Raw genomic sequence first — 15,682 nt, forward strand, 5'->3', positions numbered from 1 at the left:
AAGGCAGCCTTCGGGCTGCCTTTTTTGTGGCTAACGTGAAAAGATACCGGGGCGTATCCGAACAACGCCTTACCTGATCGGTAGAAAAGGCGTTATTACGGTGCGTTTCAGGATAAAAAATGCCTGCCGGTGGTCACACTACCGGACATTAACAAAAAGGAGAGGATGAATGCTTCGCTTTGTGACGGCTTTGCTGCTGACGTTGGGACTGGTTACTGCGGCCTCTGCCGCTGATGATCATGCCCGTTTCGCCGTGGATACCCACTACAAGATCCTGGATGTGCCCGGGAGCGTGGATGACCCCAGCAAGGTAGAAGTGCGGGAGTTTTTCTCCTACGGCTGCCCCCACTGTTACTCCCTGGAGCCGGCAGTAGATGCCTGGTTGGAGGAAAAGCCGGACTATATCGACTATGTTCGCACTCCGGTTCTTTTCCTGCGTAACGCCGAGCCGCTGGCTCGTGCCTATTATGTGGAAGAGGCCATGGGGCTGGTAGACCAGATCCACGCGCCGCTGTTTGATGCGATTCACAAGCACCGCGAGCCCTTGTTCAGCGAGCCAGCACTGGCCAACTTTTTCCGTAAGTACGGTGTAGAGCCAGAGCAGTTCAACAAGCTGTACAGCTCGTTCGGGGTGTCCACCAAGATCCGTCAGGCGGACGCCCTGACCCGCACCTACAAGATTCCTGGTGTGCCGAACTTTGTGGTGAACGGCAAGTACCTGATCCTGCGCCAGAACCTGAAAGACAATAATGAGCTGTTCCAGGTCATCGAATATCTGGCCAACAAGGAAAAGAACGGCGGTTGATCCATGCTGCTGGATAAGGCTCGCACCGCGTACCGTGACTGGAAAGCCCGCCCTGCGGGCTTTTCCTTCGTTCGGGAGGGCGCTCGCAAGACGCGCCAGACCCGTGAAGTGCTATTACCCGATAATCGCCTGAAGTTGCTCAGCTTCAACATTCAGGCCGGCATCGGTAGCCAGAAGTTCGGTGACTACATCACTGGCAGCTGGAAGCATCTTGTTGCGCACCCGCGCAGTATCGAGACCATCGAACAGATTGCCGGGGTGCTCAGCCACTTTGACGTGGTGGGCCTGCAGGAAGTGGATGGTGGCAGCCTGCGTTCGCGTAACATGAACCAGCTGGTGCATCTGGCCTCCATGGGCGATTTTGCGTTCTGGCATCAGCAGCTCAATCGTAATCTTGGCCGCCTCGGCCAGTTCAGCAACGGCTTTCTGAGCCGTTTGCAGCCCTTCGAAGTCACCGATCACCGTTTGCCTGGCTTGCCCGGGCGGGGTGCCATCGTGATCAAGTATGGTCACCCCATCCAGCCGTTGGTGGTGGTGGTGGCGCATCTGGCGCTGGGAGAGAAGGTGCGTAATACCCAGCTGGCTTACCTGAAACGGATGCTGCGCGACTACAAGTATGTGGTGATGATGGGCGACTTTAACTGCCGCCTTGAGCACCTGTATGCATCACCATTGGCAGAGCTGGGACTGGTTACCGTGGAAGCGGACAACCTCAACACCTATCCCAGCTGGGCACCGGACCGCCACATCGACCATATCCTCTTGTCTCCGGGTCTGGAGAGCCAGCACACACGGGTACTGGAAGACTGCCGACTCTCGGATCACCTGCCACTGGCCACCGAAATCATTGTGCCTGACGAGGTGATTGCCGCGACCCGGGAACACCGGCTGCCGCTGATCAGTTAACAGTGAATAGTTAACAGTGAACAGTTGCGCGTTAGCGTATTGGGCTTACTCAACGGCCTGAGGCCGCGCACTACTGTTTAAGGGAGTGCAGGCGCTTGAAAACCGGGTGTCGTTTTCGCTGTTCACTATTCACTGTTAACTGTTCACTCTTCCAGAGCGCTGGATTAGCCCTCCCCCCCCAAAAAAAACAGCCAGCAAAATGCCATGACAGCGTCATTTGAAAGCGTCAGGCTGTCCTCATGACCCTCAATCGTTTGATCATCGTTGCCCTGCTTCTGCTGCCCGCGTTTGGGGCCCTGGCGGATTGCCCGCGCGTGCCGGGTGAAGAGGATGATCGCCGTGCCAATGCAGGTTGTCTGATTGTTCAGGACGACAAGGTGTTGCTGATTACACATCGCTGGGGCGGCAAGCTGGGTGTGCCGGGCGGGACGCTGGAGGCCGGTGAACTGGCACAGTGCACCGCTTATCGGGAAACCCGTGAAGAGACAGGGATTGAGGTGGTGGTCGGGCCGCGTGTACGGGTGATGAAGAACGGTTTTCATCTTTATCGTTGTTATCCCGCAGACGCGCAGACTGTCAACGCTCCTCTCCCTGTGCCGGAGTCATCACGGCTGGAGGTAAGCGCCATGGGGTGGTATTCCCCGGCGCAATTACGCAAGGATGATTGGCGCTTTCCCTACCAGTTCGAACTTTTCCTCAATGTGCTCGACGAACAGCTGTCGCTGCCTCCTTCCCCCTGATTCTGTTAGCGGTTTAAGGCCGGTACTGCAGTGCATACCCCATATGGGTGATGCGCACGGTATATGACTCCCTTCTAATGATTGGGCAACGTCAATCGGGGTGATTGGAGATATCACACATGAAGGGAACATTCAGAATCGCCAGCCTGGCGATGGCCATTGCCATCGCCGGATGCGGCGGCGGTGGAGGCAGCAGTGGCGATGCCTCGTCGACGCCGTCTGCAAAGTCCAGCGTGGACGGTGCCGTGACCAAGGGGCCTGTCGCTGGCGCAACACTTTACCTCTACAGCATGGATGCCACAGGCAACAAGACCGGGGACGCGGTCGCCGGTCCGATCACCACCGCGGCGGATGGCAGCTGGTCCGTGACGATTCCGGACTCGGTGGCTCGCCCACTGTTGATCGAGGCGTCAGGAGGCACCTATGAGGATGAAGCCACAGGCGCCACCGTCAATGCGGGTAGTTTGAACTCGTTCCTCCCCGCAGGGGCGGAGACTGCAGCGGTAACGCCGGTGAGCGAATTGCTGGTGCGGGCCGCCCGTGAGCACCTGGCGGCCAACGCGGAAGCAACCCTGGATGATGGCGTCAACGCAGGTCGTGATGTGCTTGACGACGTGCTGGGGGTGTCTTTCGATCCGCTGACTACCGTTCCTGCAACCAGCGGCGATGATGCCGCCGCCAAGCAGTACGCTGCGGTGCTGGGAGGGCTCTCTACCCAGGCGAACACCCTGAGCGGCTCTACCGACCCGTTTGAAACCGTGATCGCGCTCATTGAGGATGCCTCCGATGGCGTCGTGGATGGCAAGAAGGACGGGAGCAATATCACCATCGGTGACAATGCCGGGACCCTGCCAGATACCAGCAGCAGTGATCTGGTGGATGCGATCAACGACTACGCGTCCGAGAATGAAGAGCTTGGTGTCGCTAGCTACACGCTGTCCGCTGCAGCCGGTAGCAACGGTAGCGTGTCGCCGGCGTCGGTGTCGGTGTTGGGCGGTGCCACGGTCGACTTCACCATTACACCGGACACCGGTTACAGCATTGATACGGTGACAGGTTGTGACGGGGACCTGGAGGGCGGGATCTTTACCACCGATGTCATCGAGGCCACCTGTAGTCTGTCTGTATCGTTTGTCATTAATGAATACGAAGTGAGCACAGCTTCGGTGACGGGTGGCGCGGTGCTGCCCGGTTCGGCGCTGGTGGATCACGGTGACAGCACCGAGTTCGAGATCAGTATCGATGAAGGCTATGACCTGCTGGGCGTAGAGGGGTGTGGGGGTTCGCTTGAAGGGACCACGTACACAACGGGGCCGATCACGGCAGCCTGTACTCTCACCCCGAGCTTTGCCCTGAAACAATATGCGGTAACGACCAATGTCGTGGGTGAAGGGAGTTTTGATCCTGATTCGCTGACGGTAGGCCATGGCCAGAATGGTTCGCTGACACTGACTGCGATGATGGGCTACCAGGTGGACTCGGTGGCTGGGGATACCTGTGAGGTTGCTGCTACCGGCCAGAATGGTGGCTACACCGTTGGCCCGGTGACTGAAGCCTGTCAGGTAGAAGCGGTACTGAGTCTGATGAGCTATACCGTGACTGCCCAAGTCACGGGCAATGGCACCGCCTCGCAATCCAGTGCAACGGTTGAGCATGGTAGTTCGGCCAGCTTTACGCTGACGCCTGACGAAGGGCACCAGATTGGCGCCGTTGGTGGCACCTGTGGCGGCAGCCTGGAAGGCAGCACTTACACCACTGCGGGCATCACAGGCAATTGTTCCGTGGCAGTGACTTTCGATCCGCTGCAATACCAGGTAACCACGATCGCAGCCAATGGCAGCTTCTCGCCAGCCAACCCCATGGTTAACCACGGCGATAGCCAGGTATTCACGGTGACCGCAGATGAAGGCTATCAGCTGACCGGTGTGACCGGTTGTGGGGGGACACTTGAGGGCAACACCTTTACCACATCCACCATTACTGCTGCCTGTTCAGTGGAAGCGACCTTCGAAGAGAAGACTTACACCGTTACCGCCACGGTACAGGGTGACAACGGGATGATTTCCGGCGAGAACCTGGAGGGTGTGGGGCACGGCGATGTCAGGGAGCTGACCGTCACCCCGAGTGAAGGCTATGAGGTCAATACCATCAGTGGCTGTGGCGGCTCCCTGAATGTGGACGGCACAACCTATACCACCGGTGAGATTGTTGCGGACTGTGAGGTGGTGGTGAGTTTTGTGGAAGACGGTTCGGGCCCAACCGGCGCGTTCTGGAACGAATTTAACTGGGATCAAGCCAACTGGCAGTGAGGCCATTGGTTAAAGGACATAACCTTAGAGGGTAAGAGACATGAAAAAGATGATTCTGACTGGCCTCACCGCCGCCGTGCTGAGCGCCAATGCGATGGCTTCGGAAGTGACTGAAGGTGATGTAACGCAATTCAACGCCAACACCCCGGCGTTGGCGAGCGAGGTGAATGGCAACTTTGCGGCGCTTATTTCTGCGATCAATGACAATAATGAGCGTATTTCCGCGCTGGAAGACGCAGCTGGCACCGGTGGTTCCCTGGAAGACAAGATTGCGGGCTCCACTTACAAGGTAATGTTTGTGGGCAATATTATCGGTACCCATCATGACGCCTTGAGCCCCCATAGCTCTGGCTATCTTGAGGGCTTTGGCGGTACCAGCGTGATTACGTTCAACGAGGATGGCAGCCTGTCTGAGCAATGGCAGGAAGCGGGTCGGGAAATCGGTCTGGACAAAGATGATTGCGAAGAAACCCAGCCTGATACGTTTGTCTGTGAGCACCGTGTAGATGACTTTGTTGATGGCCCCGAGACATTCACTAACCAGGGTAGTTGGTCGTTGGATGGCAACGTGCTCGCCGTGACGTTCCCGGAAGAAGAAGACAGTGAGGATTTCCTGGTTTCCATGAATGGAGAGCTGATTATTCTGACGAGTTCTTCTATTGAGCAGGAGAGCGACGAGTACGGCACCAATAGTGATTACGAGCATTCAATCGCTATCGGGGTGCGTTTGCCCGTGGTGGAATAATCCGCATTGAAACTGAACGAGGAAGGGGGCATTTGCCCCCTTTTTTGTGTCCTGGAAGTAGCCGTAGAGCGTCTCGTTTTGTGTAGAGGGGGCGTTTTCGGGTTAGTAACGCGTCTCCGCCATTCCCGAAAACTGTTTAGCCAGATAAGTGGCGTAGTTGTCTGTCATGCCCGCCAGAAAATCCAGTGCCCGCATGATGCATTGATAGATCCTTTCCTGCTCCGGTAATTGTTCCAGATTATCGGGGAAGCTGTGACGGCCAATCAGATCGATGATGCGTTCATGGCGATAGTTTCTGGCACTGTTACGAGCGTGGGATACGGCGGCTTCGATCAGCCCGTCGAGCAGGGCGCCCATGACTTCGAAGGCTCCAATTTCCAGTTCGATCTTGCGGGGATGCTCGAACACTTTTGAGCGGGCCAGTTGTTTGGCGTTCTCCACTACATCCCGCACCGCCGGTTCGCAATGGCTGATCAGATCCCCCTCCATGCGGCCGAGTAACAGACGTTCATGGTTGGCGACAAACGCTTCGACCCCTGCTTCAATAAATCGCTCGATGATCTTGCCGCGCAATAGCGCCGCCTTGCGGCCATCGCGCAGGTCGGAATGAATCAGTTCGCTGACCTCACGGGTATCGGGGAGAGCAGGCTGCAGCAAGGCGTAGACTTCATCCCAGTGCAGCAGGTCCATTTCCAGACCATCTTCCAGATCAATGATGGCGTAGCAGAAATCATCTGCCGCCTCCATCAGGAACGCCAGCGGATGGCGGCAGTAGCGTCCAGGGGAAAGTTCACGCAGGCCGGTTGCCGTTGCCACTTCCTGGAAAGCGGATGCTTCTGAGACGAAGGCGCTGTATTTGCCGGGTTTGTTACTCTCCGAGGCATCGGCAGACAGCCAGGGGTACTTGAGGAAAGTGGCGAGCGTGGCGTAGGTGAGACGCATGCCGTCGTCATACTGGTGATATTCGCTTTTGGTGAGGATGCGAAACCCCTGGGCATTACCCTCGAAAAACGTCAGGTCGCTTTGCTGGCGTGTCGGTAGCAGGTCCAGAAAGTGCTGACCCCGTTCCTGGAACCAGGCGCGAATGGCGCGCTCGCCAGTATGCCCAAACGGCGGGTTGCCAATGTCGTGGGCCAGACACGCAGACTGGACGATGTCGCCGAAGTCGGTGGCACTGATGGTGTCGGGGAGTAAATGCTTGCTATGCAGCCGCTCACCGGCGCGGATACCCAGGGTGCGGCCAACGCACGACACTTCCAGGGAATGGGTCAGGCGGTTGTGGACATGGTCGTTGGTGGCCAGCGGGTGCACCTGGGTCTTGCGGGCCAGCCGGCGGAAGGCCCCGGAAAATATGATCTTGTCATGGTCACGCAGGAAGGCGGTACGGCCGCTTTCGTCCTTGGCGCTTCGTCCGCCCAGGCGGGCCTTGTTCAACAGTACGTGCCAATCCATATTGTAAAAGTCTCGGTTATCCCTTGAGAAACGCGTGGCAAAGTCCCACGGTAATCACTCACGGCATGTTGCCACGGGCGGTGCTGTGATGAACAGAATATACGGCAAGGGAGGTCTTCATGAGTCTGGATAAACCGTTACTGATGCTGGTCACCAGCGCATCCCAGATGGGGCAGGGGCAGCAAACAGGGCTGTGGCTGGAGGAGTTCGCCGTCCCTTATCTGCTGTTCCGGGAACAACAGGTGCCGCTGGTGGTGGCCAGCCCTCGCGGAGGCAAGATCCCGGTGGACCCGAATTCGGTTCCCGATGATGACCAGAAGACGCAATGGAGCGAGGCGATCGATCAGCTGCAGGATACCCGTGCGCTGGAGGATGTCTGGGAAGACGGTTTTAGCGGTGTCTTTGTCCCGGGTGGCCATGGCGCCATGTTCGATATGCCGGATAATCCGTTGGTGGCCGCGGTGATGGAGCGTACCTGGGCGGATGGCGGCCTGCTGGGCGCGGTGTGTCATGGCCCGGCGGCGCTGGTGGGGTTGCGTAATGAAGATGGCTCCCCGCTGGTACAGAACCGTACCGTTGCCTGCTTCACCAACGAGGAAGAGCGTGAGGTCGGGCTGGATGAAGTGATGCCGTTCCTGTTGGCCACCCGACTGGAAGAGTTGGGGGCAACACTGGATCTGGCTGACAAGTTTGTTGCGCACGCGATCACGGATGGCAAGCTGGTAACCGGCCAGAATCCACAGTCCAGTGAGGCGGTGGCCCGGGCGGTCATTAACGCGCTTTCAGAGTAACCGCCGGTATCCGGCAAAACAGGGAAACGGAGAAACGATGGGGATCTACGATTATTCTGCTACCACCTTGAGTGGCGATGAGAAAAACCTGGCTGATTTCCAGGGCAAGGTCATGCTGATTGTGAATACCGCCAGCAAATGCGGTTTCACGCCGCAGTTTGAAGGGCTGGAAGGCCTTTATGACGACCTCAAGGACAAGGGGCTGGAGATCCTCGGGTTTCCCTGTAACCAGTTTGGCAAGCAGGAGCCGGGCGCGGCGGATGAAATCGGGGCGTTCTGTCAGAAAAACTACGGCGTCAGTTTCACCATGTTCGACAAGATCGATGTGAATGGTGACAACGCCCACCCGTTGTACACCTACCTGAAGCAGGAAGCGCCAGGGGTGCTGGGCAGCAAGGGCATCAAGTGGAATTTCACCAAGTTTCTGGTGAACAAGGAGGGCAAGGTGATCAAGCGCTATGCCCCCACCGACAAGCCGGAAGCAATCCGCAAGGACATCGAGAAGCTGCTGTAGGCATCAGCGTCTTGCGTCGCGCTCCTCTCTCGCAACGGCAGGGGAGCGTGCCTGCTTCTTCAGTTTCTTGTCCTGGTCGTAATGCCATTTGATGGCGAAGAACATGCCGACGCCGAATACGACCAGCTTGAACACGAGCAGAATGATCGGGACCCAGTTCATGGTGTGTGCTCTCTCAAGGCAGTGGAGACGCAGAACAGAGCCGGGCACCTTGCCCGATCAATGTTCACCGTTCCCGCTGATTCTAGGTCAAGCCCTCAGCCTGCCATATTGGACATAGTGTCCTTGCCCCTGCTAGGGGCTCGCCTTGCGACGCTCCAGCCCCTCAAAGATCAACATCCCGCTCAGCATTGCGGCGACAAAGATCATGGCTTTGGCGCTGCCGGTGCCTGACGCGACCAGCGCCGGCCCCGGGCAGAACCCGGCCAGCCCCCAGCCAATACCAAATCCCAGGGCGCCAAGAACCAGTCGTTTGTCCAGTGTGCGACGGGTGGGTAGCTGAAATGCCCGCGCGAAGAAGGGGGCGCTGCGTTGACGGGCCAGGTACACGCCCACGGCTGATACCGGTATGGCGGCGCCCATGACCAGTGCCAGAGACGGGTCCCAGTGACCGGCGAGATCCAGGAAGGCCAGCACCTTGGCGGGGTTGGCCATGCCGGCGAGAAGCAGGCCGACCCCGAAGGCAAGCCCGGCGATAAACGCTGCAAAATGATGGCCCCGCATTACAGGCCTCCCCACAGGTGACGAATCACATAGACGGTCACGAAGCCGCTGGCCATGAAGGCGACGGTGGCGGCCATCGATCGTGGTGACAGCCGCGACAGGCCACACACCCCGTGACCGCTGGTGCAGCCGGCGCCGTAGCGGGTGCTGATACCGACCACCAGCCCGGCGATGACCAACACGGGCCAGTCTGCGTCGATCACCAGCGCTGGCAGTGGTGCAAACAGCGTCCAGACCAGCGGGGCGGTCAACAGGCCAGCAATGAAGGCCAGCCGCCAGCCGTGGTCACCGGCGGGCCGTTGCAGCAGTCCGCCGACAATACCGCTGATGCCTGCGATGCGGCCATTGGCATGTAATAGCCAGGCAGCGGAGAGCCCGATCAGGGCGCCACCACCCAGGGCGCTCCAGGGGGTAAAGGCCTGCCAGTCAATGGTCATGGCGTTGTCTCCGTTTCCGCACAGAACTGTTGGTACAGGGTGTGCAAAATGGCCAGTGCGCGGGTATCGGCGACCCGGTAAAACATCTGCTTGCCTTCACGGCGGGGGGCAATCAATCCTTCCCGTCGTAATACTCCCAGTTGTTGGGATAGCGAGGGCTGGTAAAGCGCCGTCAGCGTTTCCAGTTCGCTGACACTGCGTTCCTTGCCATCGGCCAGTTGGCAGAGCAGCATCAATCTGTCGGGGTGAGACAGGGCCTTGAGCATCTGGCTGGCGGCGCAGGCGTTGGTGCGCAGCAGGGCGGGATCGGGTTGCATGACAGTCCTTTCGGTACTAAACATAATACATTATCAAATAATATATATTATTTGATGTGTCGGAGACAAGGCACTGGGGACGAAGCGGTTCATGTCGCGGCAGGCTCGAATGGCAGTACGCCGTAGTACATGGCAAAGAAATGGCAGACGCTGCCGCCGACGACAAACAGGTGCCAGATAGCATGGTTGAAGGGGATGATGCGGTCCGCCAGGTAGAAGACCACGCCTACCGTATAAGTGATACCGCCCGCCAGAACCAGCCAGAAGCCAGTGTCGTTGAGCTTGGTGGTCAGATCGTTGGAGGCAAACAGGATCAGCCAGCCCATGGCCAGGTAAATGCCGACGCGCAGCATCTTGAAGCGGTGGCCGTACAGGGCCTTGAGTCCAATGCCGGTGAGCGCCAGCGCCCAGATCACTGCAAACAGAATCCAGCCCGTCTGGCCGCGCAGGTTCACCAGCAGGAAGGGGGTGTAGGTGCCGGCAATCAGCCCGTAAATGGCGCAGTGGTCGAGCATCTTGAAGGCCGCGCGCAGTTTTGGGCTGCGCAGGCTGTGGTACAGGGTGCTGGCGCTGTAGAGCAAAATCAGGCTGGCGCCAAAAATGCTGAACCCGACGATTTTCCAGGGATCGCCCATCATGCTGGCGGCGACGATCAAGACCACGGTACCGGCGATGCTCAGCGCCACCCCAATGCCGTGGGTCAGTCCATTCAACCATTCTTCAAGGATCGAGTAGGGCGGTTCCGGGGTCGGGGTGGCAGCCATTGAGGCCCTCTGGCGATGATCGGTGAAACGTTTCTGGAAAAGAGTCTGCATGATGCCGAGTGGCAAAACCCCCTGTAAAGCGCCATTTCGGACAGCCTTTCGTAAAGTCATCGTAAAACCCTTTTCATGCCAGGTTGAAAAGAGGGGTTGCTGACATCAAGGCTTGGGTACGGGCCAGCCTGGCCCAACCAGATTCTGATCAAGCAGATGGAGGACAGGATGATCGAGCACAACAAGCAAGTGGCAGAAGAGTTGAGCAAGCTGTTGGCCGAGAGCTACACCTTGTACCTGAAGACCCACAAGTATCACTGGAATGTGACCGGCCCCATGTTCCATAGCCTGCATCTGCTGTTCGAAGAGCAGTACGTGGAGCTGGCCGAAGCCGTGGACACCATCGCCGAACGCATTCGTGCCCTGGGCTGGAAGGCGCCGGGCAGCTATGGCGAATTTGCGAAGCTGTCCACCGTGAACGATGCCGATGGAGATCCGGCAGCCAGTGACATGATCAAGGAGCTGGCGGCGGATCATCGCACTGTGGCCGAACGGGCCAACAGGGTGTTGAAACTCGCAGCAGAGCATGAAGATGAGGGCTCGGGTGCGGTCGCCAGTGACCGTATCGAGATCCACGAGAAGGCTGCGTGGATGCTATCTGCCCATCTGGGCTGATAGTCAGCACTGATTGCCGGGATAGTGGTAATCAAATGTTCTTCTGAATAGCCGGTGACTATCATGTCGTCATTGCCTATCGAGGCAACCCAATGACGCGTGATGCGCTCACCGTCCGGCCCAGGGCCGCCACTGGATGTGGCGGTACAGGGCCAACCCTCTTCCCCCCTTGGCCGGCATCTGCCGGCCTTCTTTTTTATGGTACGCCACCCGGCCTGTCCACGTGTCTGCGTGTCCCGAGTCAACAAAGACATCACATTCATCACGGGCCACAATGGTTAGCCTGAGTTGAAGTTTGTTTACGGATGACCAACAAGCTGTGTGATAATGGTACTAGCAAGTACCAAACAAGGATTCGGGAGAGCAACATGCAACGTGTCTGGGCATTGCTGGGTCTGACCCTAGCGCTGTGGGGGTGTGCGGATGAGCCGGAACCAGTGGCTACACAGCCCCAGCCGGTGAAACTCTTTACGGTGGACAGTACCGCAGAAGGGCAATTGCGCCATTACCCGGGCAAGGTCGTGGCCACCGAAGGCTCTGAGCTGGCGTTTCGGGTGTCCGGGCAGCTGGTGAAGTTTCCGGTCCGTGCCGGTGAAGAGGTCAAGAAAGGGCAGTTGCTGGCGGCGCTGGATCCGGCGGACTTCCGTAACCAGCTGGCCGACCGTCAGGCCCAGTATGATCTGGCCAACAGTCAGTACCAGCGCAGCATCAGCCTGCATGAGCGTGGGGTGATTTCCGAAGCCCAGTTCGATGAAATTCAGGCCAAGCGCCGTCAGGCGGAAGCGGCACTGAGTCTGGCCCGGGACAACGTGAACTATACCCGGCTGAAAGCGCCCTATGCCGGCACGGTTGCACGCACCCACGTAGAAAATTACCAGTTTGTGCAGGCCAAGGAGCCGATCCTGTACCTGCAAGGCAACAAGAACATCGATATCGAATTTGCGGTGTCGGAGCGGTTCTTTACCAACCTCAAAAAGGATGGTGATGATTACCAGCCGGACCTGCGCTTTGAAGGCGCACCGGACAAGGTGTTCAAGGCCAGCTACAAGGAACATGAGGCCAGCGCCGACGATCGCACCCAGACTTACATTATTACCCTGACCATGCCCAACCCGGACGGCATCATGGTGCTGCCGGGCATGAGTGTGGATGTGGCGATCGACCTCAGCCAGATCATGCGTGAGTCCACCACTTGGCCCCAGGTGCCGGTGGAGGCGGTGTTCAACAAGGACGGTGAAGACGGCGCCTTTGTCTGGTTGTTTGATGCGGACGCCGGAACGGTTTCTGCCACTGGCGTGACGTTGGGGCAGGTCGTGGGTGACGGTGTCGAAATCACTGATGGTCTGGCCGCGGGTGACCGTATTGTCAGCGCCGGGGTGCACCATCTCAAGGATGGACAGGCGGTCCGTGAACTGGTGAAAGAGCGGGGCCTGTAAGTGATGAACATCGCCGAGTACAGCATCCGCCACAAGGTGGTCAGCTGGCTGTTCACCCTGATTCTGTTGGTCGGCGGGGCCATCAGTTTTACCCGCCTGGGACAGCTGGAAGACCCGGAGTTCACGCTCAAGATTGCCATGGTGATCACCCAGTATGCGGGTGCTTCGCCTCGCCAGGTCGAAGAGGAGGTGACGCTGCCGGTGGAGCGTGCCATCCAGAGCTTGCCCTACGTGAAGAACGTCACCTCCATTTCCAGCAATGGCCTGTCCCAGGTGCAGGTGGAAATGAAACCGCGCTATCGGGCCAGTCAGCTCAAGCAGATCTGGGATGAGTTGCGTCACAAGATGACCGACCTGCAGGGCCAGCTACCCCCGGGCGCAGGCACCATTCAGGTAATAGATGATTTTGGCGATGTGTACGGCATTCTGCTGGCCATTACCGGCGAAGGGTACCGCTATCAAGACATGCAGGATTACGCGGACTACCTGACCCGTGAGCTGGTGCTGGTGGAAGGGGTCGGCAAGGTGGTGGTCGGCGGTCAGCGTGAAGAGCAGGTGCTGGTGGAAATCTCCCGGACCCGACTGGCTTCACTGGGCATCAGCCCTGACCGTATTTTCGGCCTGCTGCAGACCCAGAATACGGTGAATCCGGCGGGCAAGGTGCGGGTGGGTGACGAATACATCCGCATCTACCCCACTGGTGAATTCCCCACGGTTCAGGCCATGGGGAATTTGCTTATCTCCGACCCGGGGGCCGACGAGCTGGTGTACCTGCGGGATGTGGCCACCATCGAGCGCGGCTATGCGGAAGTGCCGGGACACCTGTATCGCTTTAATGGAGGGCCGTCGCTGACGCTGGGCATTTCGTTCGCTTCAGGGGTCAATGTGGTGGACGTGGGGGCAAGAGTGGACCAGCGTCTGGCGGAACTGGAATACCAGCGCCCAGCCGGCATGGAGCTGGCCACCGTCTATAACCAGCCCAACGAAGTGGACAAGTCGGTCAGCGCCTTCATGCTGAATCTCGGCGAAGCCGTGGCCATCGTGATAGCGGTCTTGCTGGTGTTCATGGGCTTGCGTTCCGGGGTGCTGATGGGGGGCGTGCTGCTGCTGACCATCCTGGGCACGTTCATCGTGATGAAAATGCTGGCCATTGATCTGCAGCGAATCTCCCTGGGGGCGCTGATTATTGCGCTGGGGATGCTGGTGGATAACGCCATCGTGGTCACCGAAGGGATCCTGGTGGGCATGAAGCGTGGGCTGTCCAAATTGCAGGCCGCCAGCGAGGTGGTGAAGCAGACCGTCTGGCCGCTGCTGGGCGCCACAGTGATTGCCATTATGGCCTTTGCTCCGATTGGGTTGTCTGATGATGCCACCGGCGAGTACACCAACAGCCTGTTCTGGGTGTTGCTGATTTCCCTGCTGTTAAGCTGGATTACCGCGATTACCCTGGTGCCGTTTTTCGCCGAACAGTTCTTCAGTGACAAGGATGTGGGCGGTGCAGATGGAGAAGCCGAGGATCCCTACAAGGGCCGGGTGTTTGTCTTGTACAGGCGCTTGCTGGACCGGGCCATCCATCATCGGGTACTGACGCTGTCCGGCATGGGGGTGTTGCTGGTGCTGGCGGTGCTGGGCTTCGGTTTCGTCAAGCAGGCGTTCTTTCCGCCGTCCAACACGCCCATGTTCCTGGTGGATTACTGGCTGCCCCAGGGCAGTGATATTCGCGCTACCCGTGAGGCATCCGAGCGTCTGGAGCGTTCGTTACTGGAGATGGACAGCGTCACCCAGGTGACCACCACCATTGGTCAGGGGGCGGCCCGTTTCATGCTGCCTTACGCGCCGGAAAAAAGTTACCCCAGTTACGCCCAGCTGATTGTGGAAGTGAAAGACCGTGACAGCATTGATCCGGCCCTGGCCGCGACCCGTGACTTGATCCGCAGTGAACATCTGCAGGCGTTTGCCAAGGTGAAGCGGCTGATGATCGGGCCCAGCCCGGCGGCCTCTATCGAGGCGCGTTTCAGTGGCCCGGATCCCACGGTGTTGCGCGAGCTGGGCCTGAAAGCGCAGGCCATCATGGCCGACGATGGCGCGCTGGAAAGTATCCGCCACGACTGGCGTCAGCAGGAAAAGGTGATTCGTCCGCAGTTTCTGGAAGCCCAGGCCCGGCGGGCCGGGATCAGCCGTGAGGATCTGGATAATACCCTGGCGCTGAACTTCAGTGGCCGCACGGTGGGCCTGTACCGTGATGGCAGCAAGTTGCTGCCGATTGTGGCGCGGCCGCCGGATGATGAACGGTTAAGCGCCAATAATCTCAACGATGTGCAGGTCTGGTCGCCGGTCTATTCCACCTACATTCCCATTAGTCAGGTGGTAGGTGACTTCGAGACCGAGTGGGAAAACGCGTTGATCATGCGTCGCGATCGCAAGCGTACCCTGACGGTGCAGGCGGAGCCCGATGTGCTGGGTGAGGAAACCGCAGACCAGGTATTGCGACGGATTCGCCCGGCGATTGCGGCGCTGGAGCTGCCGCCGGGGTATTCCCTCACCTGGGGGGGCGAATATGAGGCCTCCAGTGATGCCCAGGCGGCGGTGTTTGGCAGCCTGCCAATGGGCTATCTGTTCATGTTCATCATCACCATGTTGCTGTTTGACTCCCTGCGCCAGCCACTGGTGATCTGGGCCACGGTGCCGCTGGCGATTATCGGGGTGACCCTGGGCTTGTTGCTGCTTAATGCGCCGTTCGGTTTCATGGCGCTGTTGGGCTTCCTCAGTCTGTCCGGGATGCTGGTCAAGAACGGCATTGTGCTGGTGGAGCAGATCAAGCTCGAAATGGAGAGTCGCGAGCCGTTCGAGGCAGTGGTGCTGGCGTCCATTTCCCGGGTGCGGCCGGTCTGCATGGCGGCAATTACTACCATCCTTGGCATGGTGCCGTTGCTGTTCGACGCCTTCTTCGAGTCCATGGCCGTGGTAATCATGTTTGGTCTGGGCTTTGCCACCGTGCTGACCCTGATCGTGATCCCGGTGCTGTATACCCTCGCCTATGGCATCAAGCCGGGTAAGGATCAGCATGTGTGAGTCGT

16 protein-coding genes are annotated in these 15,682 nt (G+C 58.6%); 10 read left to right on the top strand and 6 right to left on the bottom strand.

Features of this window, described 5'->3' with window-relative positions; genetic code table 11:
* The first annotated feature begins 169 nt into the window (after positions 1–169).
* The 5 genes from D4A39_RS09495 (at position 170) to D4A39_RS09515 (ending at position 5,505) form a co-directional block, all read left to right on the top strand.
* Entirely contained in the window at positions 170–805 is a 636-nt protein-coding gene (locus D4A39_RS09495; RefSeq protein WP_022985526.1) for a thiol:disulfide interchange protein DsbA/DsbL, read from the top strand.
* 3 nt (positions 806–808) lie between these two features.
* Complete coding sequence (locus tag D4A39_RS09500) at positions 809–1,711, top strand: endonuclease/exonuclease/phosphatase family protein (RefSeq protein ID WP_119917970.1); 903 nt, start codon at positions 809–811, stop codon at positions 1,709–1,711.
* A gap of 239 nt (positions 1,712–1,950) precedes the next feature.
* Positions 1,951–2,451, top strand: a complete 501-nt coding sequence (locus tag D4A39_RS09505) for an NUDIX hydrolase (protein ID WP_119917971.1) — start codon at positions 1,951–1,953, stop codon at positions 2,449–2,451.
* Positions 2,452–2,570: 119 nt separating this feature from the next.
* Positions 2,571–4,760, top strand: a complete 2,190-nt coding sequence (locus D4A39_RS09510) for an InlB B-repeat-containing protein (RefSeq protein WP_119917972.1) — start codon at positions 2,571–2,573, stop codon at positions 4,758–4,760.
* Positions 4,761–4,800: 40 nt separating this feature from the next.
* The gene (locus D4A39_RS09515; RefSeq protein WP_119917973.1) at positions 4,801–5,505 is read left to right on the top strand and encodes a hypothetical protein; all 705 of its coding nucleotides are present in this window, start codon (positions 4,801–4,803) and stop codon (positions 5,503–5,505) included.
* Positions 5,506–5,607: 102 nt separating this feature from the next.
* On the opposite strand, the gene D4A39_RS09520 is transcribed toward D4A39_RS09515, so the two are convergent.
* On the bottom strand, positions 5,608–6,957 hold the full coding sequence (locus D4A39_RS09520; RefSeq protein ID WP_119917974.1) for a deoxyguanosinetriphosphate triphosphohydrolase: 1,350 nt from the start codon (positions 6,955–6,957) through the stop codon (positions 5,608–5,610).
* 119 nt (positions 6,958–7,076) lie between these two features.
* Here D4A39_RS09520 and D4A39_RS09525 point away from each other — a divergent pair, with 119 nt between their 5' ends.
* Both D4A39_RS09525 and D4A39_RS09530 read left to right on the top strand, forming a co-directional pair.
* Positions 7,077–7,748: a type 1 glutamine amidotransferase domain-containing protein gene (locus D4A39_RS09525; RefSeq protein ID WP_022985520.1), complete on the top strand. Its 672-nt coding sequence runs from the start codon at positions 7,077–7,079 to the stop codon at positions 7,746–7,748.
* Positions 7,749–7,785: 37 nt separating this feature from the next.
* A complete protein-coding gene (locus D4A39_RS09530) occupies positions 7,786–8,262 on the top strand; it encodes a glutathione peroxidase (RefSeq protein ID WP_022985519.1) in 477 nt (158 codons plus the stop codon).
* A 3-nt stretch (positions 8,263–8,265) separates the two neighbouring features.
* Here the strand turns inward: D4A39_RS09530 and D4A39_RS17885 are convergent, their stop codons facing one another.
* The 5 genes from D4A39_RS17885 to trhA all read right to left on the bottom strand — a co-directional run bounded on the left by D4A39_RS17885 (position 8,266) and on the right by trhA (position 10,503).
* Positions 8,266–8,424, bottom strand: coding sequence for a hypothetical protein (locus tag D4A39_RS17885; protein ID WP_022985518.1), 159 nt, complete (start codon positions 8,422–8,424; stop codon positions 8,266–8,268).
* Between the two features lie 132 nt (positions 8,425–8,556).
* A complete protein-coding gene (locus D4A39_RS09535; protein ID WP_119917975.1) occupies positions 8,557–8,985 on the bottom strand; it encodes a DUF6691 family protein in 429 nt (142 codons plus the stop codon).
* Positions 8,985–9,422 carry a YeeE/YedE family protein gene (locus D4A39_RS09540; RefSeq protein ID WP_119917976.1) on the bottom strand — a complete coding sequence of 146 codons (438 nt, stop codon included), beginning with the start codon at positions 9,420–9,422 and terminating at the stop codon, positions 8,985–8,987. Before D4A39_RS09540 ends, D4A39_RS09535 begins: the two co-directional genes overlap by 1 nt.
* Complete coding sequence (locus D4A39_RS09545; RefSeq protein WP_119917977.1) at positions 9,419–9,739, bottom strand: ArsR/SmtB family transcription factor; 321 nt, start codon at positions 9,737–9,739, stop codon at positions 9,419–9,421. Before D4A39_RS09545 ends, D4A39_RS09540 begins: the two co-directional genes overlap by 4 nt.
* Positions 9,740–9,828: 89 nt before the next feature.
* Entirely contained in the window at positions 9,829–10,503 is a 675-nt protein-coding gene (gene trhA, locus D4A39_RS09550) for a PAQR family membrane homeostasis protein TrhA (RefSeq protein WP_031226497.1), read from the bottom strand.
* Between the two features lie 219 nt (positions 10,504–10,722).
* Here trhA and D4A39_RS09555 point away from each other — a divergent pair, with 219 nt between their 5' ends.
* The 3 genes from D4A39_RS09555 to D4A39_RS09565 all read left to right on the top strand — a co-directional run bounded on the left by D4A39_RS09555 (position 10,723) and on the right by D4A39_RS09565 (position 15,677).
* Positions 10,723–11,169, top strand: a complete 447-nt coding sequence (locus tag D4A39_RS09555) for a Dps family protein (protein WP_022985513.1) — start codon at positions 10,723–10,725, stop codon at positions 11,167–11,169.
* Between the two features lie 368 nt (positions 11,170–11,537).
* On the top strand, positions 11,538–12,605 hold the full coding sequence (locus tag D4A39_RS09560; RefSeq protein ID WP_119917978.1) for an efflux RND transporter periplasmic adaptor subunit: 1,068 nt from the start codon (positions 11,538–11,540) through the stop codon (positions 12,603–12,605).
* Between the two features lie 3 nt (positions 12,606–12,608).
* Positions 12,609–15,677, top strand: coding sequence for an efflux RND transporter permease subunit (locus D4A39_RS09565; RefSeq protein WP_102791886.1), 3,069 nt, complete (start codon positions 12,609–12,611; stop codon positions 15,675–15,677).
* Positions 15,678–15,682 lie beyond the last annotated feature (5 nt).

Source organism: Alcanivorax profundi (assembly GCF_003597125.1).
Taxonomy (GTDB): Bacteria; Pseudomonadota; Gammaproteobacteria; order Pseudomonadales; family Alcanivoracaceae; genus Alcanivorax; species Alcanivorax profundi.

Coding starts and splice junctions, on each gene's coding strand:
- D4A39_RS09495 (WP_022985526.1), top strand. CDS start 170: ATGCTTCGCTTTGTGACGGCTTTGCTGCTGACGTTGGGACTGGTTACT.
- D4A39_RS09500 (WP_119917970.1), top strand. CDS start 809: ATGCTGCTGGATAAGGCTCGCACCGCGTACCGTGACTGGAAAGCCCGC.
- D4A39_RS09505 (WP_119917971.1), top strand. CDS start 1,951: ATGACCCTCAATCGTTTGATCATCGTTGCCCTGCTTCTGCTGCCCGCG.
- D4A39_RS09510 (WP_119917972.1), top strand. CDS start 2,571: ATGAAGGGAACATTCAGAATCGCCAGCCTGGCGATGGCCATTGCCATC.
- D4A39_RS09515 (WP_119917973.1), top strand. CDS start 4,801: ATGAAAAAGATGATTCTGACTGGCCTCACCGCCGCCGTGCTGAGCGCC.
- D4A39_RS09520 (WP_119917974.1), bottom strand. CDS start 6,957: ATGGATTGGCACGTACTGTTGAACAAGGCCCGCCTGGGCGGACGAAGC.
- D4A39_RS09525 (WP_022985520.1), top strand. CDS start 7,077: ATGAGTCTGGATAAACCGTTACTGATGCTGGTCACCAGCGCATCCCAG.
- D4A39_RS09530 (WP_022985519.1), top strand. CDS start 7,786: ATGGGGATCTACGATTATTCTGCTACCACCTTGAGTGGCGATGAGAAA.
- D4A39_RS17885 (WP_022985518.1), bottom strand. CDS start 8,424: ATGAACTGGGTCCCGATCATTCTGCTCGTGTTCAAGCTGGTCGTATTC.
- D4A39_RS09535 (WP_119917975.1), bottom strand. CDS start 8,985: ATGCGGGGCCATCATTTTGCAGCGTTTATCGCCGGGCTTGCCTTCGGG.
- D4A39_RS09540 (WP_119917976.1), bottom strand. CDS start 9,422: ATGACCATTGACTGGCAGGCCTTTACCCCCTGGAGCGCCCTGGGTGGT.
- D4A39_RS09545 (WP_119917977.1), bottom strand. CDS start 9,739: ATGCAACCCGATCCCGCCCTGCTGCGCACCAACGCCTGCGCCGCCAGC.
- trhA (WP_031226497.1), bottom strand. CDS start 10,503: ATGGCTGCCACCCCGACCCCGGAACCGCCCTACTCGATCCTTGAAGAA.
- D4A39_RS09555 (WP_022985513.1), top strand. CDS start 10,723: ATGATCGAGCACAACAAGCAAGTGGCAGAAGAGTTGAGCAAGCTGTTG.
- D4A39_RS09560 (WP_119917978.1), top strand. CDS start 11,538: ATGCAACGTGTCTGGGCATTGCTGGGTCTGACCCTAGCGCTGTGGGGG.
- D4A39_RS09565 (WP_102791886.1), top strand. CDS start 12,609: ATGAACATCGCCGAGTACAGCATCCGCCACAAGGTGGTCAGCTGGCTG.